The following is a 22,296-nucleotide window of genomic DNA, read 5'->3' as shown; positions in this document are numbered from 1 at the left end:
CTTCATGGCTAACGCTTCCGGTGCATAGCGGGGAGCAGATAGCTGAATCCATAACAGTCGTCGGCCCATGCGGGCAAGGCGGCCGCCAGGGAGTCAGCGTGGAAGGAGACAAAATATGCTCGTTCAGAATGCAGTGCCCACGACGGGCGAAGTTTCGGCAGCTCAGACGGACGTGCGCGCTTATGCGTGGGTGGTGTTTGCGTTGACGGTCGGATTGCTGCTTTCCGACTATATGTCGCGGCAAGTGTTGAATGCCGTGTTTCCGCCGCTCAAGGCGGCATGGCATCTGTCCGATGCGCAGCTGGGTTCGCTCAGCAGCGTGGTCGCGCTGATGGTCGGTGTGCTCACGTTCCCACTGTCGGTTCTGGCCGACCGCTGGGGCCGCGTGAAGAGCATCGTGCTGATGGCGGCGATGTGGAGTCTCGCGACGGTGGGCTGCGCGATCTCGGCGAACTATGGGCAGTTGCTGCTGGCGCGTGCTTTTGTCGGAATCGGCGAAGCGGCCTATGGCAGTGTCGGTATCGCAGTAGTTCTGAGCATCTTTCCAGTCCGGCTGCGCTCCACGCTGACCGGCACCTTCATGGCGGGCGGCGCGTTCGGCTCGGTGCTGGGCATGGCGCTCGGCGGCGCGGTGGCGGCTCACCTCGGCTGGCGTTCGGCATTCGGCGCCATGGCGGCGATGGGGGTCGTGCTGGTCGTGATCTACCGCCTCGTCGTCACCGAAAAGCGTCTTGTGCCGCTGCAGCCGGCGAGCGTGACGAGGCAGGCGCAATCGCGCGGCATGCGCATGAGCCTGCGCGCGCTGATGAAGGGGTTGTTTTCGACGAAGTCCGTGGTGTGCGCCTATGTGGGCAGCGGCCTCCATCTGCTGGTTCCCGCCGCTGTGTGGGCATGGATGCCGAGCTTCCTGAATCGCTACTACGGCATGGCCACCGGCAAGGCTGCGATGTGCGCGGCGGTGTTCGTGCTGGTGACAGGGATGGGCATGGTGGTGTGCGGAAACCTCGCCGACCGGCTCAGCAAGAACAAGCGGGAACGCAAGTGGAGCGCCGCGATCGCCTTCTGCCTCGCCTGTTTCGTTCTGCTCGCGATTGGCTTGCGGATGCCCGCGGGGCCGTGGCAGTTGGTCGTGATCGGCGCCGGCATGTTCTTCTGCGCCGGTGCGAGCGGCCCGTCGGGTGCGATGGTGGCGAACCTCACGCCGCCGACGATTCATGCCTCGGCGTTTGCGACCCTGACGCTCGCGAACAACCTGCTGGGCCTCGCGCCGGCGGCTGTTCTCACGGGAATCATCGCCGATCGGATCGGACTGCTGGGCGCGTTGCAACTGGTGCCGTTCGCACCGCTCGTCGCGGCCGCCGCATTCATGATCGGCAAACGGAACTACTCGGGCGATCTGGATCGGCTGGACACGCTGCGCGAGCAGGCCGCACGCTGACATCGCATGGTGCCGCGCGGACGGCGCGGAGCACGGAACCTGTAACTGCGCCGCTGGCGCAACGAATTCTGCAAAGTGCAGATCAAGTAAAGAATTGGAGAGTCAACATGGCAAAGGCAGTTCGCTTTCATGAAACCGGTGGTCCCGACGTGCTGCGCTACGAGGACGTCGAAGTGGGCAACCCCGGTCCCGGTCAGGTTCGCCTGCGCCATCAGGCAGTGGGCCTCAATTTCGCCGACACCTACTTTCGCAGCGGCCTGTATCCGGTCCCGCTGCCCGCGGGGATGGGCGTGGAGGCCGCGGGCGTGGTCGAGGCCGTTGGCCCGGACGTCACGAACGTCGCGGTGGGTGATCGGGTGACTTACACGGGCTTCATCAACACGCTCGGCGCGTACAGCACCGAACGCCTGATTCCGGCCGCGCCGCTGATCCGGCTGCCCGATGCGATCGACTGCGAAACGGCTGCCGGCATGACCATGCGCGGGTTGACCTCCGCGTATCTGATGCGCCGCATTCACGACTTCAAGGCGGGCGACACGATCCTTCTGCATGCCGCCGCCGGCGGTGTCGGCCTGATCGTTTCGCAATGGGCGAAGCTGCTGGGTCTGACCGTGATCGGCACGGTTTCGAACGAGGCCAAGGGCGAAGTGGCCCGTGCACACGGCTGCGACCACATCATCAACTACAGCCACGAAGACGTCGCCAGGCGGGTGCGCGAACTGACCGATGGCGTCGGCGTGAACGTCGTGTTCGACAGCGTCGGCAAAGACACCTTCGAGGCCTCGCTCGATTCGCTGAAGCGCCGCGGTCTGCTGGTTTGCGTCGGCACGGCCTCCGGCCCGATCCCGCCGTTCAATCCGCAACTGCTGGCTATGAAAGGCTCGCTCTATCTGACCCGCCCGGCTCTGGCTGACTACATCGCCGACCCGGCCGAGAAGGACGCGCTTGCCGGCGAAATCTTCGGGCTCATCGCCTCGGGAAGCATCAAGATCGAGTTGAATCAGCGCTATGCGCTTGAAGATGCGGCGCAAGCCCATCGTGATCTGGAATCGCGCAAGACGACGGGTTCGTCGGTCTTCGTGATCTAAGGAGCTAGCCATGCGAGTCGAACAACTGACGTACTCGATCGGCGCCGAACTGATCGGGGTTAATCTCGCCCACGCCATCTACGACGACGGCCTGTTTGCCCAAATCCGCTCGGCGCTGCTGAAGCACCGGGTGCTGTTCCTGCGCGACCAGGACATCACGCGTGCCGAACACGTGGCGTTCGCGCGCCGCTTCGGCGAACTGGAAGACCATCCGGTCGCGGGCAGCGATCCGGAAAATCCGGGCCTCGTGCGTATCTACAAGACCCCGGATCAGCCCAACGACCGCTACGAAAACGCGTGGCATGCCGACGCCACCTGGCGCGAAGCGCCGCAGTTCGGTGCCGTGCTGCGCTGCGTCGAATGTCCGCCTGTCGGCGGCGACACGATGTGGGCGAACATGGTCCTCGCCTACGAGAATCTGCCGGCGCACGTGAAGGCTCAGATCGCGGACCTGCGCGCGCGCCACAGCATCGAGGCGAGCTTCGGTGCCGCGATGCCGATCGAAAAGCGTCTCGCGCTGAAGGCGCAATTTCCGGACGCGGAGCACCCGGTCGTGCGCACGCATCCGGAAACAAAGGAGAAGTTGCTGTTCGTGAACGCTTTCACGAGCCATTTCACCAACTTTCACACGCCGGAGCGAGTGCGCTTCGGGCAGGACGCGAATCCGGGCGCGGGCGATCTGCTGCGCTATCTGATCAGCCAGGCGTACATCCCGGAGTACCAGGTGCGCTGGCGCTGGCAGAAGAACAGCATCGCGATCTGGGACAACCGCAGCACGCAGCACTATGCGGTGATGGACTACCCGCCGTGCCACCGCAAGATGGAGCGCGCCGGCATCGTCGGCGACAAGCCGTACTGAACTAGCAGGTAGCTTCCCATGAATTACGAATTGAAACCGACCATTCTGATGGTTCCGGGTCTGCGCGATCACGTCGCCGAGCATTGGCAAACCCTGCTGCAGCAACGGCTGCCGAAGGCGCAGTCGGTGCCGCCGCTCGAGCACGACAAGCTCAGTTGCGCGGCACGCGTTGCGGCGCTCGATGCCACCCTCGCGCGGATCGACGGCCCGGTCATTCTGGTCGCGCATAGCGCTGGCGTGATGATCACCGTGCATTGGGCGGCGCAGCACAAGCGCGAGATACACGCTGCGCTGCTCGCGGCGCCCGCGGACCTCGAGACGCCGATGCCGGCGGGCTATCCGGAGCTGGATACGCTCGAGCAGAACGGCTGGCTGCCGATTCCGCGCAAGCGGCTGCCGTTTCCGAGCATCGTCGGCGCGAGCCGCAACGATCCGCTCGCGCGGTTCGAGCGGGTGCAGGACATGGCGCAGGACTGGGGCAGCCGCCTCGTCGATCTCGGCGAAGTGGGGCACCTCAACCCTGCTTCGGGCTTTGGCGAATGGCCGATGGCGGAGACGTTGATTCGCCGCCTGGTACTGATGTGACGCGGCCCGCGTCGGGTCAGAAGGAGTCTGGGATGTCGCGTCGGATCGTGGTGGGTGCTGCCGGCGAGCTCGCGCCGGGCCAGCGCAAGCTGGCCTTCATCGATGGCCGCAGCATCGTGCTGTTCAACATCGCAGGCTCGCTTCACGCCATCGACAACACATGTCCGCACAACGGGGCCGCACTGTCGAGCGGCCAGCTGGAAGGCTGCATGTTGCGCTGTCCGGCGCACGGTCTGCGCTTCGACGTGCGCACGGGCTGCATGGCGGGAACAGGCGGATTGAGCGTGACGACCTTCCCGGTCGAAATAGTGGATTCAAAGGTGGTGGTCAGTCTCGACGCCCCGAACGCGACGCCCTCGCAAGCGCGAGCCGGCAGCGCGGCAACCTAAGGCCGGTAGGCCAGGCGCGAGACGCCACAACCAATCAGGAGACGGAAAGATGCAAGGCTTGATGATGCAGCAGTCGCTGCTGGTTTCCGCGCTGCTCACGCACGCGGAGCGCCATCACGGCGAACAGGAAATCGTGTCGCGACGCGTGGAAGGAGACATCCATCGTTATTCGTATCGGCACCTCGCGCAGCGCGCGCGCCGTATGGCCAACGCGCTGTCGACGCTCGGCGTCGGCCAGGGCGAGCGCGTCGCGACGCTCGCGTGGAACGGCTATCGCCACATGGAGCTCTATTTCGCGGTGTCGGGCTCCGGGTCCGTGCTGCATACGCTGAACCCACGACTGCACGTCGACCAGCTCGCGTACATCATCGAGCATGCGGAAGATCGTGTCGTGTTCTTCGACCTGACCTTTTTGCCGTTGATCGAGAGCGTCGCGCCCCGGGTGAAGAGCCCGACAGTATTCGTGGCGATGACCGATCGCGCGCACATGCCGCAAGCGAACGACCTCACCGGCATGCTGATGTGCTACGAGGATCTGCTCGAGCTGCACGACGACGTTTTCGAATGGCCGCTGCTCGATGAAAACAGCGCGTCGTCGCTGTGCTACACGTCGGGCACCACCGGCAATCCGAAGGGCGTGCTGTATAGCCATCGTTCGACCGTGCTGCACACCTACGCGGCGGCGCTGCCCGATTCGCTGAACTGTTCCGCGCGCGACGTGATCCTGCCGGTCGTGCCGATGTTCCATGTGAACGCGTGGGGACTGCCCTATATCGCCTGCATGGTCGGCGCGAAGCTGGTGTTTCCGGGGCCGGCGCTCGACGGCAAGTCGCTCTATGAACTGATCGAAACGGAACACGTGACGCTGTCGGCCGGCGTGCCGACCGTGTGGCAGGGACTGCTCACGCATGTCGATGCGATGGGCGGGACCTTCTCGTCGATGCGACGCACGGTGATCGGCGGTGCGCAGTGTCCGACCGCGATGACCGAGGCGTTCCAGAAGCGCCACCGGGTGGAGGTACTGCACGCGTGGGGCATGACCGAATTGAGCCCGATCGGCACGGTCTGCAGCTTCAAGGCGCATCAGCAGTCGCTGCCGATGGAGGATCAGTACAAGATTCAGGCGAAGCAGGGGCGCGCGCTGTTCGGCATCGACATGCGGATCGTCGACTCCCAGGGTAATGAATTGCCGTGGGACGGCGAGAGCGCTGGCGATCTGCAGGTGCGCGGTCATTGGGTCACGCAGCAGTACTTCGGCGCCGACGTCGAGTCGCCATTGTGCGACGGCTGGTTTCCGACCGGCGACATCGCGACGATCGACCAGCACAGCTTCATGCAGATCACCGATCGCAGCAAGGACGTGATCAAGTCGGGCGGCGAATGGATCAGTTCGGCGGCGATCGAAAACGTCGCTTATCTGCATCCGGAAGTCTCGACGGCAGTGTGTATCGCCGCACGGCATCCGAAGTGGGACGAACGGCCGCTGCTGCTGGTCGTGAGAAAGCCGGGCAGCGAGCTGGCCAGCGACGAACTGCTGTCCTTCTTCAACGGCCGGGTCGCGCGCTGGTGGACCCCCGATGCAGTGGTGTTCGTCGACACGGTGCCTATCGGCGCAACAGGCAAGGTCCTGAAGAACCAGTTACGCGAACAGTTCGGCAACTACTACCTGCCCTGACGCGCGGCTCCCGCAGCAACGCAGTTCGATTCACGCAACAACGCGACCGGGTACGCCCGGCGCATACAAAACCACTAATCATTTGAAGCGACCGCAGCATCGGCTTTTGCGCCACCGCCGGTACGCGAAGGAGACACAATGAAGTTGAAATCAAGCAGCGCTGTCGTGTTGGCCATTTTCGCCACCGCGGCTCATGCGCAGTCGTCAGTGACGCTTTATGGCGTAGTCGATACGGGGCTGCTGTATCAAAGCACATCGGCGGCTACCTTTCTGCCGCACGCGCCGAACACGGGCAAAATTTATCAGCTGAAGGACGGCGGTATCTATGCGAGCTTCTGGGGTGTGAAGGGAAGCGAAGACATCGGCGGCGGCTACAAGATCAACTTCAAGCTGCAGGGTACGTTCAACACCGCGAACGGCAAGTTCGGTCTGTCCGACACGCCGGGCGTCACGGCGATCTTCAACCAGTTCGCGACGGTCGGCGCATCAGGGCCGTTCGGTACCTTCGACGCCGGCCGGCAGATCATTCCGATGATCTACGCGATGGCGGAAACCGACGTCCGCGGCGCGCAGTATTTCGGCAGTATTCTGACCGCGTGGCTGGGCATCAATCAGGCGGCCGGCTGGCCAGGCACGAGCACGAACGCGCCGATCGGCGCGCTGTACGACAGCAACGCGCTCGTCTACAACTCGCCGAAATTCCATGGCGCGTCGCTCGCGCTCGAGTACGCGCCGGGCGGCGTCGCCGGTCATTTCCAGGGCGGTACGCGCGAGTCGGCCGTGCTCAAGTATTCGAACTACGGTCTGAATCTGTCCGCGTTGTATTACAACGGCCACGATACCAACCCGTACCCGATCACCTACCCGGCGGCGCCCGCTATCCCCGCGACCGGGCTTGCGAACAACCGTTTCTACTATTTCGGTGCGATGTACACGATCGCCGGATTTTCGGTGTCGGCCTCGTACGGCGCCGGCAAGAACCCGGCCCATACCAACACCGCGGACTTCGAAATGATCTCGGGGGGCCTCGGCTACCAGTTCAATCCGCGTTTCAAGATCACGTCCGGGTACTACTACCTGAAAGACAAGAACAACTCGGCGAACCATTCGGGGGAGTTCGCCGTAGGCGCGGAATACAACCTGTCGCAGCGCACCAAGGCTTACGCGCAGGTGGGTTATGTCAACAACAGGGGGACCATGAACCAGACCATCGTCTATGGCGCCCCGGTTGCGCCTGGCGTGTCCACCACCGCGGCCATGGTCGGCATCCGCCATAACTTCTGATTACGTCACCTATAACAACTGGAGTATTCGATGAAAAGCATTCAGGCACGCGCGTTGGCGATTGCCATATTGATTCTGGCCGCGTCGAGCAACGCATGGTCGCAGTCGGGCAAGACGGCTAGTGCACCTTCGGGCGCACCCGCGATGTCAGCTAGCGCAGCCGCTCCCGTCAGCTCGAGGCAAGCCAATCGCGCGCTGCGTCGGCAGGTGTATGCCGCCATCGGCAAGCACAAGGAGATCAGCGCCGGCAATATAAGCGTCATCGCAAAAGGCGGCGCGGTGACGCTGAGCGGCACAGTCACCGACGCTTCCCAGATCAATCAGGTCGCGGAGATCGCGAAGGGTGTTCCGGGGGTGACTTCGGTGACCAACAAGCTCACGGTGCAAAAGCCGTTCGGCGGGATGTAAAAAGAGCTCACGCATCGGGGGATTAAGCGCGAGGAGCCCAATATAACAATCCACTAGCTGTCGAACAGCGCCGTGTAACGGCGCTGCATCTCTTCAGGCGTGAGCGCTTCGATCTGCGCGCCGAGCATCCATTCGTGGCCGAATGGATCGCGCACGGTCGCCGAGCGCTCCCCATAAAAATGATCGGTTAGCGGGCGGACCACGGTTGCGCCCGCTTTGAGCGCTTGTGCGAACAGCTGGTCGACGTCGTCGCAGTGGATATGCAGCAGCACACTCGGCCGGCTGTCGCCGGTCGGTCCGAGCATGTCGTGCTCGGGATATTCATCGGACAGCATCACGGTCGCGGGACCGATCTTCACTTCGGCATGACCGATGCGGCCGCCTGGCTCGGTCAGGCGAAACTGCTCGACGCCGCCGAATGCCTGCGCGTAGAACTCGATAGCCCGTGCGGCGTTGCGCACGCGCAGATAGGGGTAGACCTCGTGGATCGCGTTCATCGTCACCTCCGGGTGGTGGGCGAATATGGGTTGCCGGACATAATAGTCTGCTCCGATCCGCTAAGCGGTCGCTTTGCTACCCACGGGATTCCATCGCCTTTTGGCCAACGATGAATCGAGGCCGCTAGCGCTGCTCCTTCTGAATCAAGCCGCACCTGAATCGCGTCACATTTGTCACTCCCACCATTCGATGTCCGGCGGCCTAAACTACCCCATCATCAACAGCGAGCGATGCCGGTGAGCGAATCGCCTTCCGACCCGAACGCACAGGACATCGCTCTAACCCGGAGGTTACGATGACGACGATCAAGTCACCTGAGAAGCTTGGGAAAGATGGACAGCCTGCCATGAAGACACCACCGATTGTGTCGCGGCAAGAGTGGGAGGCCGCGCGCGAGGAGCTGCTCGTCAAGGAGAAAGCCTTGACACGTGCCCGCGACGCGTTGGCCGCCGAGCGACGGCGGATGCCATGGCTTGCCGTTGAAAAAACGTATGCGTTCGACGGGCCGGAGGGCAGAGTAAGCCTGCTCGACCTGTTCAAGGGCCGCCGCCAGCTGGTCGTCTATCGCGCCTTTTTCGAGCCCGGTGTGCACGGCTGGCCAGAGCATGCGTGCATTGGCTGTTCCCTTGGGGCCGATCAGGTCTCCCACCTTGCCCATTTGAACGCTCGCGACACTACGCTGGTGTACGCGTCCCGCGCGCCGCAAGCCGATATCGCGCGGCTGAAGACCCGGATGGGCTGGGAGATGATCCCCTGGTACACCATCACCGACAGTTTCGACGCCGACTTTGGCGTGGACGAATGGCACGGCCACAACGCGTTCATCCGGGACGGCGAGCGGGTGTTCCGAACGTACTTCATTAACGGGCGTGGGGACGAGGCGATGGGCACGATCTGGAGCTACCTTGACATGACGGCGCTCGGGCGGCAGGAGACGTGGGAGGATTCGCCGGAGGGCTACCCGCAGAGCCGACCGTACAAGTGGTGGAACTGGAACGACACTTACGTCCCCGGCGCGGCTCCCGATCCGAAGTGGGTCGAGGTGTCAGATGCCGGAGAGGCTGCGTTTCGGAAACGTGACGACTAGCGCCTGACGAATCATCGATCGCTGTCGTTTCTCCGTCCGATGCTGCAGCCTGCGGGCAAACTGTGAAGCGAGGCCCGGATGCGAATGAGCAGTATCGCGGTACGTTCGATGTTTGAAATCGCGTCGTCGTAATGAGCGCGCTCGTGGATCGGTCGTGCGCCAGTCGCGAATCCAGGCGGGGATTACAATGAGAGGGACGTTACGGCGTCCTATCGGTTCAACCGCTTCGTTTCCCCGCTTACGAGGGCCGCACTCCGATGAACGCATCCGAACGTATCGACGAACTGATCGCGGGACTCACCGACTGGCGCGGCGCGACCTTCGCTCGCATCCGTCAATGCGTGCTCGCGGCGGACCCGGCGATCGTCGAGGAATTCAAGTGGATGGGTAGTCCGGTCTGGTCGCGCGACGGCATGATCGCGGTCGCCAACGCGCACAAGGGTAAGGTCAAGCTGACCTTCGCGCATGGGGCGGGCCTGGCCGACCCGGACGGCTTGTTCAACGCAGGCCTCGAAGGCAACGCGCGGCGCGCTATCGACTTCTTCGAAAGCGACGAGGTCGACGAGCGCGCACTGAAAGCGCTGATTTGCGCCGCGATCGACTATAACCAGAAGCATCTGAAGAAGAACACGCGCGGCGCACTACCGAAAGCCCGCTGTAAGCAGGCGTCCGGCGACGCCTGAGGCCGGCACAGTCGGCTCGCCAGCCCCGCTGCGCCGCCAGCCTCGGCGGATCGATACCAGAACTGATATCGATAGGACCCAAAATATGATTGGAAAGATATCAACTCGCTCCGTACACTGCACCATCCCTGGACACTGAGCGGCAACCTTGCGCCGTAGCGCCGGGCGGGCCGCTTCAGTCAAATTGGCCGGTGAGGGTCCCGGCACATGCATCAAGGACCTAGTATGTCGGAAAAAAAGCGGAAATTGCGCTCGGCCGAGTGGTTCGGCACGGCTGACAAGAACGGCTTCATGTATCGAAGCTGGATGAAGAATCAGGGCATTCCCGATCATGAGTTCGACGGGCGTCCCGTGATTGGTATCTGCAACACGTGGTCCGAGCTGACGCCGTGCAACGCGCACTTTCGCAAGCTCGCCGAGCACGTGAAGCGCGGCGTCTATGAAGCGGGCGGCTTCCCGGTCGAGTTCCCGGTGTTTTCCAACGGCGAATCGAATCTGCGTCCGACCGCGATGCTCACGCGCAATCTCGCGGCGATGGACGTCGAGGAGGCGATCCGCGGCAATCCGATCGACGCGGTCGTGCTGCTGACCGGCTGCGACAAGACGACCCCCGCGCTGCTGATGGGCGCGGCGAGCTGCGACGTGCCGGCGATCGTCGTGACCGGCGGCCCGATGCTGAACGGCAAGCTCGACGGCAAGAACATCGGCTCTGGCACCGCGGTGTGGCAGCTGCACGAATCGCTGAAGGCCGGCGAGATCGATCTGCATCAGTTCCTGTCGGCCGAGGCGGGCATGTCGCGCTCGGCGGGCACCTGCAACACGATGGGCACCGCGTCGACGATGGCCTGCATGGCCGAGGCGCTCGGCACGTCGCTGCCGCACAACGCGGCGATTCCCGCGGTCGACTCGCGCCGCTACGTGCTTGCGCATATGTCGGGAATCCGGATCGTCGAAATGGCGCTCGAAGACCTGAAGCTGTCGAAGATCCTCACGCGCGAGGCGTTCGTGAACGCCATTCGCGTCAATGCGGCGATCGGCGGCTCGACCAATGCGGTGATTCATCTGAAGGCGATCGCGGGGCGCATCGGTATCGATCTCGAACTCGACGACTGGGTGCGCATCGGCCGCGACACGCCGACGATCGTCGACCTCATGCCGTCGGGCCGTTTCCTGATGGAAGAGTTTTATTACGCGGGCGGCCTGCCGGCCGTGCTGCGCCGGCTCGGCGAAGCGAACCTGCTGCCGCATCCGGACGCGTTGACGGTCAACGGCAAGTCGCTGTGGGACAACGTGAAGGACGCACCCAACACCAACGACGAAGTGATCCGTCCGCTCGACAAGCCGCTCGTCGCCGATGGCGGCATCCGCGTGCTGCGCGGCAATCTCGCGCCGCGCGGCGCGGTGCTGAAGCCGTCGGCGGCGACGCAAGAGTTGCTCAAGCATCGCGGACGCGCGGTCGTGTTCGAGAACCTGGAGCACTACAAGGCGCGCATCGTCGACGAAACGCTCGACGTCGACGCGAATTCGGTGCTGGTGATGAAGAACTGCGGACCGAAGGGTTATCCGGGCATGGCCGAAGTCGGCAACATGGGCCTGCCGCCGAAGCTGCTGAGGCAGGGCGTGAAGGACATGGTGCGCATCTCCGATGCGCGCATGAGCGGCACCGCCTACGGCACCGTGGTGCTGCACGTGACGCCGGAAGCGGCGGCCGGCGGCCCGCTCGCCGCGGTGCAGGACGGCGACTGGATCGAGCTCGATTGCGACGCGGGCACGCTGCACCTCGATGTCAGCGACGCGGAACTCGAGCGCCGTCTCGCGCAGCATGTGCCGCCCCAGCCGCCGGAAGGTGGCGGCTACCGGCGCTTGTATATCGATCACGTGCTGCAGGCCGACGAGGGTTGCGACCTCGACTTCCTCGTGGGGTGTCGAGGTTCCGCGGTGCCGCGGCATTCGCACTGACGCGCCGTTGCAACGGCAACGGCTCGGCCCATGACAGTGCGGGCGATGCATTCGTGCATCGCCCGCATTTTTTTATGTCCTGTCGTTGGCGTTCGCGGCGCAGTTGCCTTGGATGGTGCGCCGCTAATGGCTAATGGCTAATGGCTATTGGCCGAGGTTGTCGACCGCGTCGAGCACGAGCCCGAAGAACTCGTTCGCCGCAGCCGGATTCAGCCAGCGCACGACCACCGTCATGCGCCGCTCCGGTTCGACCCATGTGAACGAACTGCCTGCGCCGACACCGAAATAGCTCGACTCCGGCACGTTCGGGAACACCTTGCGCCCGGTGTTGAGCCACACGAGGTAGCCATAGAATGGCGCGATCGCGCACGGCGTGCGCATGCGCGCGATCCATTCGGACGACAGCACGCGCTGGCCGTTCGCAACGCCGTCGTGGAGCAGCATCTGTGCGACCTTCAACTGATCGTTCGCGCTGACCGACATGCCGCCGCCCCAGTGCGTGCCGCCCGGCACCGACTGCATGCGTCGCCCGTCGATTTCGACCCACGCATTGTCGTAGCCGACCCATTGCCAGTTTTCGCTCGCGCCCGAAGGCCGCATGATCGCTTCGCGAAACACCTCGGGCAGCGGCTGACGGAACAGATGCAGCAGCGCGAGCGAGAACTGGTTGATGCGGACGTCGTTGTATTCCCAGTACGTGCCCGGCCGTTGCGGCGGACGCAGGTCGCCTTTTTTGCCATCGGGCGGCGCGGCGAAATTGACCGCACGGTAGTGATCCGCCTGATCCGACAAACCGAAGTACGTGCCGCGCCATTCGCTCGTTTGCTGCAGTAGATGCGCCCAGCTGATCGGCGCGTTGTGTTCGTCGTCGAAGCCGATGTCGGGTACGCGCGCGCGCACCGGTTCGTCGACGTCGGGCAACAGGCCGCGATCGTGCGCGACGCCGGCCAGCAGCGCGAGGTACATCTTCGCGACACTGAAGGTCAGGTCGGCGCGATCCGGTTCGCCCCAGCTCGTCAGCACGCGGCCGTCGACGGCGATCGTGCCCGACACCGGTCCGCGATCATGCACGGGACCGAGCAGCCTGTTCCATGGCGGCGGGTCGTTCACGTGCACACCCCACGCGCCGCCCACATGGCGGTCCCAAAGCGATTCATGATCCACCGCGAACTGCACGGCTTGCTGCAAACGGTCTTGCATGGATAAGGTCCTTGTCGATTCAACGAAGCCCGCGAGGCAGAGACTCAGCGTGCATGCAGTCGCACGCGTGCCCACATCACGGTGAAAAGGCTGAGCACGGCCGCGAGCATCAGATAAAGTCCGGGCGCGAGATTATTGCCCGTCGCCGCGATCAGCGCGGCGACCGCGAGCGGCGTGAAGCCCCCGAACACGGTGGTGCCGATGTTGTAGCCGAGCGCCATGCCGGTCGTGCGCGTGCGGGTCGGGAACAGCTCGGACATCAAGGCCGGAATCGGCGCGAAGTAGGTCGCCTTCAGCAACGCGACCCACGTGACCGCGGCAAGCAACGAGCCGAGCGACGGGTGCGCGTTCATCAGCACGAAGGCGGGATACACGGTCGCGAAGAACAGCACGCCGGCGCCGAGCATGATGCGCACGCGGCCCACCTTGTCGGACAGATGACCGACGACCGGCGTGAGCACCATCATGATCAGACCGGCCGCGAACGTCGCGATGAAGCCCGACGACGGTGCGAGTCCGAGCTGCCGTGCGGCATAGGTCGGCATGTAGAGCAGCATGTAGTTGGCCGTGGTGGTCAGCACGAGCGCGCCGATCGATACGAGCACCTGTTCCTTCTGCGTCGCGAGCACTTCTCGCACCGGCGCGGCGGATTTTTCCGCGCGCTCGAACTCCGGCGTTTCGTCGATGCGGCGGCGAATGTAGAGCCCGACCGGACCAATCAGCATGCCGAACAGGAACGGAATGCGCCAGCCCCAGCCTTCGAGTTGCGCGGTCGTCAGCGTGCTCGTCAACACCGCGCCGAACAGCGACGCCAGCAGCGTGCTCGCGCCCTGGCTCGAGAACTGCCAGCTCGCCATGAAGCCTTTGCGCTCCGGCGCATGTTCGATCAGAAACGCGGTCGAACTGCCGAACTCGCCGCCCGCCGAGAATCCCTGCAACAGCCGCGACGCGAATACGCCGATCGGCGCGAGCACGCCGATCGCCGCATACGACGGCATCAACGCGATCATGCCGGTGCCAACCGTCATCATCGCAATCGATAGCGTCAACGATGCCTTGCGGCCTTTGCGGTCGCTGAACGAGCCGAGCGCGAGCGCGCCGATCGGTCGCGCGAGATACGACAGCGCGAAGGTGCCGAGCGTGAGCAGCAGCGACACGGTGCGGTCGTGCACCGGAAAAAACGTGCGCGACAGCACGGCCGCGAAGTAGCCGTATACGACCAGATCGTAGAACTCCAGTGCGTTGCCGATCGAGGTCGCGAGAATCAGCCGCGATACGCTCGAGCGCGAAGTGTGCCGCGCGAGCGCGTCGGGGGTGGTGACGGAGTCCATGCTCATGACGAAATCCTCTGGCGGCATTGGGAGGCGCGCCGGCAGTGTCGCGTGAGCGGCGCGGGCGCGGGATCGAAGCGTGTGACCCGATGTTGGGGTGGACGATATTGATAGACAATTACAATATTTGGCAGATATCGTTGCCGAAACGGCAAAGCGGAATCGAGCTGACCCAGCTATTCGATATCGCATGCAGTCTCGACGGCCACGCGTTCGATCCGGTGTTCGTCGAATTGTTGACGGGCGCGATCGAGAATCCAGTGTTGCTCGACTGATTTCGCGCCGCAAAAGAAAAAGCGCCCCGTAGGGCGCTTTCCATCGCTTCAATCAGGCAGGGAACACAGGTGTTCCCCACCGCGAACCGTCCGCTTAGAACTTGTGACGCATACCGACACGGAACGCCAGCTGGTTGTCGGCGCCGACGCCCGACGTGTTGAAGTAGCTCGTGCTCGAACCGATCTGTGCCTGCAGATCCTGCGCGTTGTGGCCCGACGCGATCTGATAGATGCCCAGCACGTACACGTCCGTGCGCTTCGACAGCGCGTAGTCGCCGCTCAGGTTCACCTGGTTCCAGTGACCGACGTTCGCGCCGCTCAGGTGCATGTACGTGTAGCCCGCGCCTGCCGTGATAGCCGGCGTGACCGCGTACTTCGCGCCTGCTTCGTAGGCGGCGAACGTGGTCGACCCACCCGAGATCGGTGCGAGGCGCGTGTTCGTGTACAGGGCCCACAGCGTCGCCGGGCCGAATGCGAAGCGGCCGCCAACGCCGACCGTGCGCAGATCCTGGATCTGGCCGTTGCCGATCGTCGGGAAGCTGACGTTTGCCAGCGAAGTCGAGAAGGCCGGCGATGCCTGGCCCGGATAACGGATGTCCGTGTACGCCGCGCCGATACCGAACGGGCCGTTCGCGTAGTTCGCGCCGAAGCTGTAAGCGCGCGACGAACCTGCCACCGGGGCAGTGGACGTGCCCGTAGCCGGCGTGCCGGCAAAGCCGCCTGCCGTGTTCGAGAAGCCGTACATCGCGCCGAAGGTCAGGCCGGAGAAGTTCGCGCTGCTGAACTTGACCGAGTTGTTGATACGGCTCGACGTGAGCTGGTCGACGTCGTTGATGTGGTAAGCGTAGTTGCCCGCGACGGTCTGGCCGCCGGTCGCGTAGTTGGAGCCGAGGTAGTCGGTCGAGAACGAGTACTGGCGACCGAACGTCAGCGAGCCGACGTTGTTCTGCGACACGCCGACGTACGCCTGGCGCCCGAACATCGCGCCGCCTTGGCCGGCGGTGCCGTTCCCGCTGTTGAAGCCGTTTTCCAACACGAACAGCGCTTTCAGGCCGTTACCGAGGTCTTCCGTGCCACGCAGGCCCCAACGGCTGCCGTTCGCGACGCCGTCGTCGTACTTGGTCAGGCTGCTGTGGCCGGTGGCCGTTTTCGAGTTGTTCACGTAGCTGATACCAGCATCGATCAGGCCGTACAGCGTGACGCTGCTTTGTGCGTGAGCGGCGGAGGCGAAGACGGCAAACGTAGCGGCGGTCAGGATTTTCTTGTTCAAAACACTTCTCCGAGTTAGCAAATTTTGGCGATCGCGACGCGCTGCTCTGTGGCAACGTCGTGCGATGGCCGGCAATTTAAGGGAACGCAGAGTAAGGTATGTGACACTGAAAAATTCTTTTCACGGTGTCGTGTCGGCGCGACACTTTGCGTGTGCACCGGAGGCAGGTGTATCGGTGGCGGGGCGGGTCGGCCGACCCGGGAGTGAGGCTGGACGCGTGGCAGCGAATCGCCCGCCTGGCGGCGGGCGATTGGTTATTTCAGCTGGTGCGTGAAAATTCAGTTACATGGCGGGCCGCGACAGCATCGACGGTCGCAGCGTCGTTGGTGTCAGTTGCTCAGCAACGAGCCGCTGCGGAACGGCGTCGCGCCGGCGATGCGCGCGAATTCGAGGCCGGCCGTCGCGAAACGCGCCAGATGCCGCGCGTACAGCACGCCGGCCACGGTGTTTTTGATCGTGACGACGCGGTCCGTCAACGGATCGACGATGTCCGCGATTTCCTGGCCCGCGTCCACCCACGTGCCGACCTCGCAGCGATAGACGAGCACGCCGCTGATCGGCGCGACGAGCGGCTCGGCGCCCGCGAGCGGCGTCGCGGCGAATTCGAGCGGCGGCATCGGCGCCGGCTCGCCGTCGACCACGCCGCGCAAGGTCAGATACTCGATGATCGCCTGCGCGTCTTTTTCCGCGAGTTCGTACGACACATCGCGCTGGCCGCGCAGCTCGATGGTGACCGAGATGCCGCCGTTCGGGATTGGGAAGCGCTCGCCGAAACGGCCGCGCAGATCCGACCAGCAGAAGCTGTGGATCTCGTCGAACGGATTGCCGACCGAGTTCAGCGCGAGCAGCGACGCCTTCGCGTCCAGGTAGCGCGCGAGCGGCTCGACTTCGGGCCATAGGTCCGGATTGGTGTACAGGTGCATCGCGGCTTCCCAGTCGCAATGCAGATCGAGCACGACGTCGGCGTCGTACGAGAGCTTTTGCAGTGCGAGGCGTTGCGAGCCGAGTTCGGTGGTCGGCTGCTGCGCGTCGAGCGCTTCGCGCATCGCCGCGCGGATGGCGGCGCGGTTCGCGTCGATGTCGCTGGTCAGACGCGATTCGATGAACGGCTGCACGAGTTCCGCGAGGTCGTAGAAGTTGCGGTTGAAGTTCTGCGCGCTGCCGGTTTCGAAGCGGCCGAGCATCTGGCCGAGCAGATGCTGATTAAGGCCGATCGGATTCGGCACCGGCACGACCACGACTTCGCCACGCAGCTTGCCCGCGGCTTCGAGCGCGGCCAGCTTGCGGCGCAGCGACCACGACACCAGCATCCCGGGCAGTTCGTCCGCATGCAGCGACGACTGGATATAGATTTTCTGGCCGCCGCCGGGACCGTAGTGGAAACTCGTCAGTTCACGGGCGGTGCCAAGCGACGGGGCAATCAGCGGATGGGTCTGGGTTTGCATGGTTTTGGCTTCGCGGCCCGTTCGGAGCAGCCGCGCTAGATGGTTGATTGCAAGGGGAAAGATGCGCGCCGGCAGCGCGCGTGGTCCGCATGCGCGGACCGCGGCAACCGGTCTCACGGGGGGCCGCGTCTCGCACGATCTTAGCCGATATGCCACACGATGTGACTTGATGTGGCTAGATGTGGAGCCGCAAAACAAAACGGGCTCCGCGTCGCGGAGCCCGTTTCGGACAAGCTGCCGGCGCGCCGTGCGGCGCGCGTGGGCGATTTAGCCGCCGTACACGTCGAAGTCGAAGTACTTCTTCTCGATCTTCTTGTAGGTGCCGTCCTTGATCATGTCGGCGATCGCCTTGTCGACCTTCACCTTCAGATCGGTGTCTTCCTTGCGCATGCCGATGCCGGCGCCGTTGCCGAGGATCTTCGGATCGTCGAGGTCCTTGCCGACGAACGCAAAGCCCTTGCCGCGCGGCGTTTTCAGGAAGCCTTGATCAGCCTGCACCGCGTCTTGCAGCGCTGCGTCCAGACGGCCCGAGATCAGGTCGGCGTAGACCTGGTCCTGGTTCTGGTACGGCACGACTTTCGCGCCCGCCGGTTCCCAGTAGGTCTTCGCGTAGGTTTCCTGGATGGTGCCCTGTTCGACGCCCACCGTCTTGCCCTTCAGTGATTCAGCGGTCGGCAGGATGCCCGAGCCCTGTTTCGCGACGAGGCGCGTCGGCGTGTTGAACAGCTTCGACGAGAAAGCGATCTGTTCGGCGCGTTGCGGCGTCATCGACATCGACGACAGCACGCCGTCGAACTTCTTGGCCTTCAGTGCCGGGATCATGCCGTCGAAGTCGTTTTCCACCCACACGCACTTCGCACCGACGCGCTTGCAGATTTCGTTGCCGAGGTCGATATCGAAGCCAACGAGCTTGCCGTCCGCGCCTTTCGACTCGAACGGGGGATAGCTGGCATCAACGCCAAATCGGATCGTCGACCAATCTTTAGCGTGTGCGCCAATCGAGACGGTGGCAAGCAGAGCAACCGTCAAAGCCGCTAGCAGTTTTTTCACTGTTTTAACTCCTCGTGTAGTTCAATTACGCCCTCGGCGGTTGTGCCGCCTTGGGACGCCCGGCGCGTCTCGCAAACGGGCTTCTGGTCAGGATGCAGGCCGGGGTGGCCTGCAACGCGCGCCAAGCTTATCAGTTCAAAAATATTGGGAAGCTAGTAAAACACCGGATGGCGCGGGAGGATGCCCTCTAGGTCAACGCTTGCGCCCCGGCCGGTGTGACCGGATCGTACACCGTTGGTGGGGTTTGCGTAACGCGGATGCAATGCAGAGCGGTAATACGAGGGGCCGGCGAGCGTAATCGACCGGGATTTACGCCGGTTTTCTCGCGAGTTCACCGAAAACCGGTTTAAAACGCGAGTTTGAAACGTGGACGGATCGTTAAAGCTCGCGGCTGAATTTGCCGTTAATTAAGAGCGGCCTCGAGGCTATTGCCCGACACGTTATTACCAGCACCGATATTTTTGCGCCGCCGTTTCGAACCGGTGCAAAAACAAAGGCTTTGGCGCTATCATCGATGCTCCCTGCGTTGGACGCCGGCCGCCCGCATTGGACGGCCGTCAAGATTCAAATGCCGCGCGTTTGCGCTCGCTCAAATGGCCTTTCTGCTCAACGGTGTTATGCATGCACACGATGTTGTTCACGGCGGATCGAACAGGCTGTTGTAGACGGACTTTTAAGCGACGAATCGCTAGCGCCGGCGTGCGGGCTCGCGCGGCATTATTGCAACGCCGGTTTTTTGACAGTTTTTCGTCGAGCGTTACATCGGGATTTTCATCGATTGGCGCATCCGGATTTTCGTGCGACGTTTTTTCCGGGGTTTTAGCCCGTGTGTCGCGCGTTCTGATAGGCGCATTGCTGTGCGCGGGTTTCGGCGCGGCGACGCCCGCAGCGGCCGCCGACAAAGTGCTGCACGTTCTCGCATGGCCCGGCTATGCGGACCCGGACGTCGTCAAGGCGTTCGAAGCGCGCTACGGCGCGAAGGTCGAGGTCACGCTCGTCGATTCCGATGAGGCGCTGTGGGCGCAGATGCACAGCAAGGGCGCGCCGCCGTTCGACGTACTCGCCGCCAACACCGCCGAAATCCGCCGCTATACGCGGACGAATCTGCTCGCGCCGCTCGATCTCGCGAGTCTGCCGAATACGAAGAAGCAGTTGCCGCGTTTCCAGGCGCTCGGCTCGATCGACGGCCTGACCTCGGCGGGCAAGGTATACGCGATTCCGTTCACGTATTCGTCGATGGGACTCATCTACGATCGCAAGCAGATTCCGGTTGCGCCGCGTTCGATGCTCGAACTGTGGAACCCGCTCTATCGTGGCAAGGTGCTCGACTTCAATAGCGCGCAGCACAACTTCTCGTTCACCGCGCTTGCGCTCGGCTATCCGCATCCGTTTCAACTCGACCCCGCGCAGATGCGCACGATCGCGCACAAGCTCGTCGATCTGCGCCGCAACCTGCTGACCTACTACACGCTGCCCGAGGAGGCGACCGCGTTCTTCATCCAGCACAAGGTCGCGTTGATGTTCGCCAACTACGGCACGCAGCAGGTGCAGTTGCTGCGGCGCGCGGGCGCCGACGTCGGCTACGTGATCCCGGATGAAGGCGCGCTCGCGTGGCTCGATTGCTGGTCGATGACGCGCGCGGCGAGCGACAAGCCGCTCGCGCTCGCGTGGATCAACTACATGCTCGAGCCGAGCGTGAGCGCGTTGCTGACACAGCGCCAGGGGCTCGCGAATACGCTGACCGAGCCGGCCGAAGTCAGCGCCAACGCGCACATCGTCTGGATCAGTCCGGTGGAAGATATCGAGCGCCGCGGGCAACTGTGGACGCGCATCGTGTCGGGCGACCGTTCGGAGCGCTTCTGATGCTGCATCGCGGCCTGACCTTCAAGCTATCCGTGCTGCTCGCGTGCATCGGCGTGCTGGCCTCGGGCGCGACCGGCTATTACGCGTATCGCGCGAATCGCACGATGCTGGTCAACGAAGCGGAGCACAGCCTGCAGACGTCGACGGAGCTGCTCGGCCAGCGCATCGCGGTATCGATCGACGACATCGCGGCGGACGCGCTCGTGCTCGCGACGATGCCGTCGTCGGTGAGCGTCGCGCAGACCGACGACGGTATCGGCCCGAACCTCGGCCGCGAGCGGCTCGCGCAGGTGTATTCGAGCTTCATGCTGCATCACCCGGAGTATCTGCAGGTGCGGCTGATCACGCGGCAGCATCACGGTCTCGAACTGATCCGTTTCGATCGCGACAGCGACGGCCTCGTGCGCGTAGAGGGTGACGATTTGCAGGAAAAAGCCCAGTTTCCCTACGTATTCGAAACGCTCGCGTTTTCGCCGGGCCGCATCTACACGTCGCCGATTTCCGTCAATCACGAATCCGGCACGCATGCGGCGCAAGGCAAGCCGACGCTGCGTCTCGGCACGCCGATCGCGGATGCGCGCGGCACGGTGGTCGGCGTCGTCGTAATCGATGTCGATCTGGCCGGCATGCTGCGGCGTTTGCAGAGCGATCTGCCGAGCGACTATCAGGTCTATCTGGCGAACGAGTGGGGCGACTTCCTGATCCATCCCGACGCGTCGAAAACCTTCGGTTTCGACCGCGGCCGTCGCGTGCTGATGCAGGACAGCTTCCCGGCCACGAAGCAGCTGTTCGAGCAACGCCAGAGCGAGGTGCTCGTCAACGGTCTCGCGAGACCCGGCGAGGCGGCCGGCCGCGTGCTCGCGTTCGTGCGGCGACCGTTCGGCGATTCCGAGGGCAACCGCTTCATCGTGCTCGGTCTCACGAAGCCGCTCGAGGACGTGCTGACCGGCGCCAATCAGCTCGGCACGCGGATCATTCGCATGGTGCTGGTGTTCAGCGCATTGTCGGTACTGCTGGCGATCCTGTTCGCGCGGGCGCTGACCAAGCCGCTGCATCTGCTCGCGTACGCGGCGACGCACCTGTTCGCCGACCACGCGATGCACACCTTGCCGCTCAAACGCACCGACGAAATCGGCGTGCTCGCGCGCTGCTTCGAGCGTTTGCGTTGCGAAATCCGCGCGCAGATGGATACGCTGCACAGCAAGCAGAGCGAGCTCGTGCATCTGGCCTCGCACGACGTGCTGACCGGCTTGCCGAACCGCATGCTGTTCATGCAGAAGCTCGAGAACGCGATCGAGGAGGCAAGATTCCGCCGCGAAGGCCTCGCCGTGCTGTTCGTCGACCTCGACCGCTTCAAGCAGATCAACGATCAGTTCGGTCACTCTGTTGGCGACAAGGTGCTGGTCGCGGTCGCACGCCGTCTGAAGGACGTGCTGTATGCCGGGGACGTGGTCGCGCGGCTCGGCGGCGACGAATTCATCGTGCTGATCGAAGGGCATCGCGCGGCCGAGGTCACGCCAGAAATCGCCGAGCGCATCATGGACGCGCTGAACGAAACGCTGACCGTCGACGGCAATAGCATGACGGTCGGCGCGAGCATCGGCATCAGCGAGTTCCCGCACGACAGCGGCAATGCCGAGGAACTGCTGCTGAACGCCGATGCCGCGATGTATGCGGCGAAATCGGGTGGCCGTTGCGCGTATCTGCGCTATCAGGATCTGCTCGCCATGCGGCTCGACCAACAGGCTGAGGAGGCGAGGGCTGCCCAGGCCCAGCTCGCCCAGGCGCACGCCTCGCGCGATGCGACCGAGGGGCGCGAGGCGGAGCCCACCGCCTGACGCGGTCTTACCCGCGCCGCTCGGGACCGCGCGCACGATCCGAGCGCCGCAGAAGACGCGATGCGCCACCA

At 63.8% G+C, this 22,296-nt stretch carries 20 protein-coding genes; 14 read left to right on the top strand and 6 right to left on the bottom strand.

Going from position 1 to position 22,296, the window contains the following annotated elements; translation table 11 throughout:
- The first annotated feature begins 115 nt into the window (after nt 1-115).
- The 8 genes from OKW44_RS08790 (at nt 116) to OKW44_RS08755 (ending at nt 7,726) form a co-directional block, all read left to right on the top strand.
- Nucleotides 116-1,438: an MFS transporter gene (locus tag OKW44_RS08790; RefSeq protein ID WP_018424778.1), complete on the top strand. Its 1,323-nt coding sequence runs from the start codon at nt 116-118 to the stop codon at nt 1,436-1,438.
- Nucleotides 1,439-1,545: 107 nt separating this feature from the next.
- Nucleotides 1,546-2,526, top strand: coding sequence for a quinone oxidoreductase family protein (locus OKW44_RS08785; RefSeq protein ID WP_018424779.1), 981 nt, complete (start codon nt 1,546-1,548; stop codon nt 2,524-2,526).
- Between the two features lie 10 nt (nt 2,527-2,536).
- Nucleotides 2,537-3,385 (top strand): TauD/TfdA dioxygenase family protein, encoded by an 849-nt coding sequence (locus OKW44_RS08780; RefSeq protein WP_018424780.1) that lies wholly within the window; start codon nt 2,537-2,539, stop codon nt 3,383-3,385.
- A gap of 18 nt (nt 3,386-3,403) precedes the next feature.
- A complete protein-coding gene (locus tag OKW44_RS08775) occupies nt 3,404-3,970 on the top strand; it encodes an RBBP9/YdeN family alpha/beta hydrolase (protein WP_018424781.1) in 567 nt (188 codons plus the stop codon).
- A 32-nt stretch (nt 3,971-4,002) separates the two neighbouring features.
- Nucleotides 4,003-4,359 (top strand): Rieske (2Fe-2S) protein, encoded by a 357-nt coding sequence (locus OKW44_RS08770; protein ID WP_018424782.1) that lies wholly within the window; start codon nt 4,003-4,005, stop codon nt 4,357-4,359.
- 49 nt (nt 4,360-4,408) lie between these two features.
- On the top strand, nt 4,409-6,034 hold the full coding sequence (locus OKW44_RS08765; protein ID WP_018424783.1) for a 3-(methylthio)propionyl-CoA ligase: 1,626 nt from the start codon (nt 4,409-4,411) through the stop codon (nt 6,032-6,034).
- Between the two features lie 138 nt (nt 6,035-6,172).
- The gene (locus tag OKW44_RS08760) at nt 6,173-7,318 is read left to right on the top strand and encodes a porin (RefSeq protein WP_018424784.1); all 1,146 of its coding nucleotides are present in this window, start codon (nt 6,173-6,175) and stop codon (nt 7,316-7,318) included.
- A gap of 30 nt (nt 7,319-7,348) precedes the next feature.
- Entirely contained in the window at nt 7,349-7,726 is a 378-nt protein-coding gene (locus OKW44_RS08755; RefSeq protein WP_018424785.1) for a BON domain-containing protein, read from the top strand.
- Nucleotides 7,727-7,779: 53 nt separating this feature from the next.
- On the opposite strand, the gene OKW44_RS08750 is transcribed toward OKW44_RS08755, so the two are convergent.
- Nucleotides 7,780-8,223 (bottom strand): VOC family protein, encoded by a 444-nt coding sequence (locus OKW44_RS08750; protein WP_018424786.1) that lies wholly within the window; start codon nt 8,221-8,223, stop codon nt 7,780-7,782.
- A 296-nt stretch (nt 8,224-8,519) separates the two neighbouring features.
- On the opposite strand from OKW44_RS08750, the gene OKW44_RS08745 reads away from it, so the two are divergent.
- The 3 genes from OKW44_RS08745 to OKW44_RS08735 all read left to right on the top strand — a co-directional run bounded on the left by OKW44_RS08745 (nt 8,520) and on the right by OKW44_RS08735 (nt 11,953).
- The gene (locus OKW44_RS08745; protein WP_018424787.1) at nt 8,520-9,311 is read left to right on the top strand and encodes a DUF899 domain-containing protein; all 792 of its coding nucleotides are present in this window, start codon (nt 8,520-8,522) and stop codon (nt 9,309-9,311) included.
- Between the two features lie 257 nt (nt 9,312-9,568).
- Complete coding sequence (locus OKW44_RS08740; RefSeq protein WP_018424788.1) at nt 9,569-9,994, top strand: DUF1801 domain-containing protein; 426 nt, start codon at nt 9,569-9,571, stop codon at nt 9,992-9,994.
- 225 nt (nt 9,995-10,219) lie between these two features.
- A complete protein-coding gene (locus tag OKW44_RS08735; RefSeq protein WP_018424789.1) occupies nt 10,220-11,953 on the top strand; it encodes an IlvD/Edd family dehydratase in 1,734 nt (577 codons plus the stop codon).
- Nucleotides 11,954-12,097: 144 nt separating this feature from the next.
- Here OKW44_RS08735 and OKW44_RS08730 read toward each other — a convergent pair whose 3' ends face one another.
- A complete protein-coding gene (locus tag OKW44_RS08730; protein ID WP_018424790.1) occupies nt 12,098-13,153 on the bottom strand; it encodes a serine hydrolase domain-containing protein in 1,056 nt (351 codons plus the stop codon).
- 44 nt (nt 13,154-13,197) lie between these two features.
- A complete protein-coding gene (locus tag OKW44_RS08725) occupies nt 13,198-14,490 on the bottom strand; it encodes an MFS transporter (RefSeq protein WP_018424791.1) in 1,293 nt (430 codons plus the stop codon).
- 134 nt (nt 14,491-14,624) lie between these two features.
- Here OKW44_RS08725 and OKW44_RS08720 point away from each other — a divergent pair, with 134 nt between their 5' ends.
- A complete protein-coding gene (locus OKW44_RS08720; protein WP_275426104.1) occupies nt 14,625-14,759 on the top strand; it encodes a hypothetical protein in 135 nt (44 codons plus the stop codon).
- Nucleotides 14,760-14,853: 94 nt separating this feature from the next.
- Here OKW44_RS08720 and OKW44_RS08715 read toward each other — a convergent pair whose 3' ends face one another.
- The 3 genes from OKW44_RS08715 to OKW44_RS08705 form a co-directional block, all read right to left on the bottom strand.
- On the bottom strand, nt 14,854-16,029 hold the full coding sequence (locus tag OKW44_RS08715) for a porin (RefSeq protein ID WP_018424793.1): 1,176 nt from the start codon (nt 16,027-16,029) through the stop codon (nt 14,854-14,856).
- Nucleotides 16,030-16,358: 329 nt separating this feature from the next.
- Complete coding sequence (locus OKW44_RS08710; protein WP_026226587.1) at nt 16,359-17,474, bottom strand: succinylglutamate desuccinylase/aspartoacylase family protein; 1,116 nt, start codon at nt 17,472-17,474, stop codon at nt 16,359-16,361.
- A gap of 267 nt (nt 17,475-17,741) precedes the next feature.
- A complete protein-coding gene (locus OKW44_RS08705; RefSeq protein ID WP_026226588.1) occupies nt 17,742-18,524 on the bottom strand; it encodes an ABC transporter substrate-binding protein in 783 nt (260 codons plus the stop codon).
- Nucleotides 18,525-19,145: 621 nt separating this feature from the next.
- Here OKW44_RS08705 and OKW44_RS08700 point away from each other — a divergent pair.
- Both OKW44_RS08700 and OKW44_RS08695 read left to right on the top strand, forming a co-directional pair.
- Complete coding sequence (locus tag OKW44_RS08700) at nt 19,146-20,387, top strand: extracellular solute-binding protein (protein WP_026226589.1); 1,242 nt, start codon at nt 19,146-19,148, stop codon at nt 20,385-20,387.
- Nucleotides 20,387-22,225 (top strand): diguanylate cyclase domain-containing protein, encoded by a 1,839-nt coding sequence (locus tag OKW44_RS08695; protein ID WP_026226590.1) that lies wholly within the window; start codon nt 20,387-20,389, stop codon nt 22,223-22,225. Before OKW44_RS08700 ends, OKW44_RS08695 begins: the two co-directional genes overlap by 1 nt.
- Nucleotides 22,226-22,296 lie beyond the last annotated feature (71 nt).

Source organism: Paraburkholderia lebeckiae (assembly GCF_050436325.1).
GTDB classification, from domain to species: Bacteria; Pseudomonadota; Gammaproteobacteria; order Burkholderiales; family Burkholderiaceae; genus Paraburkholderia; species Paraburkholderia tuberum.
This window is presented reverse-complemented; position numbering and strand designations above follow the sequence as displayed.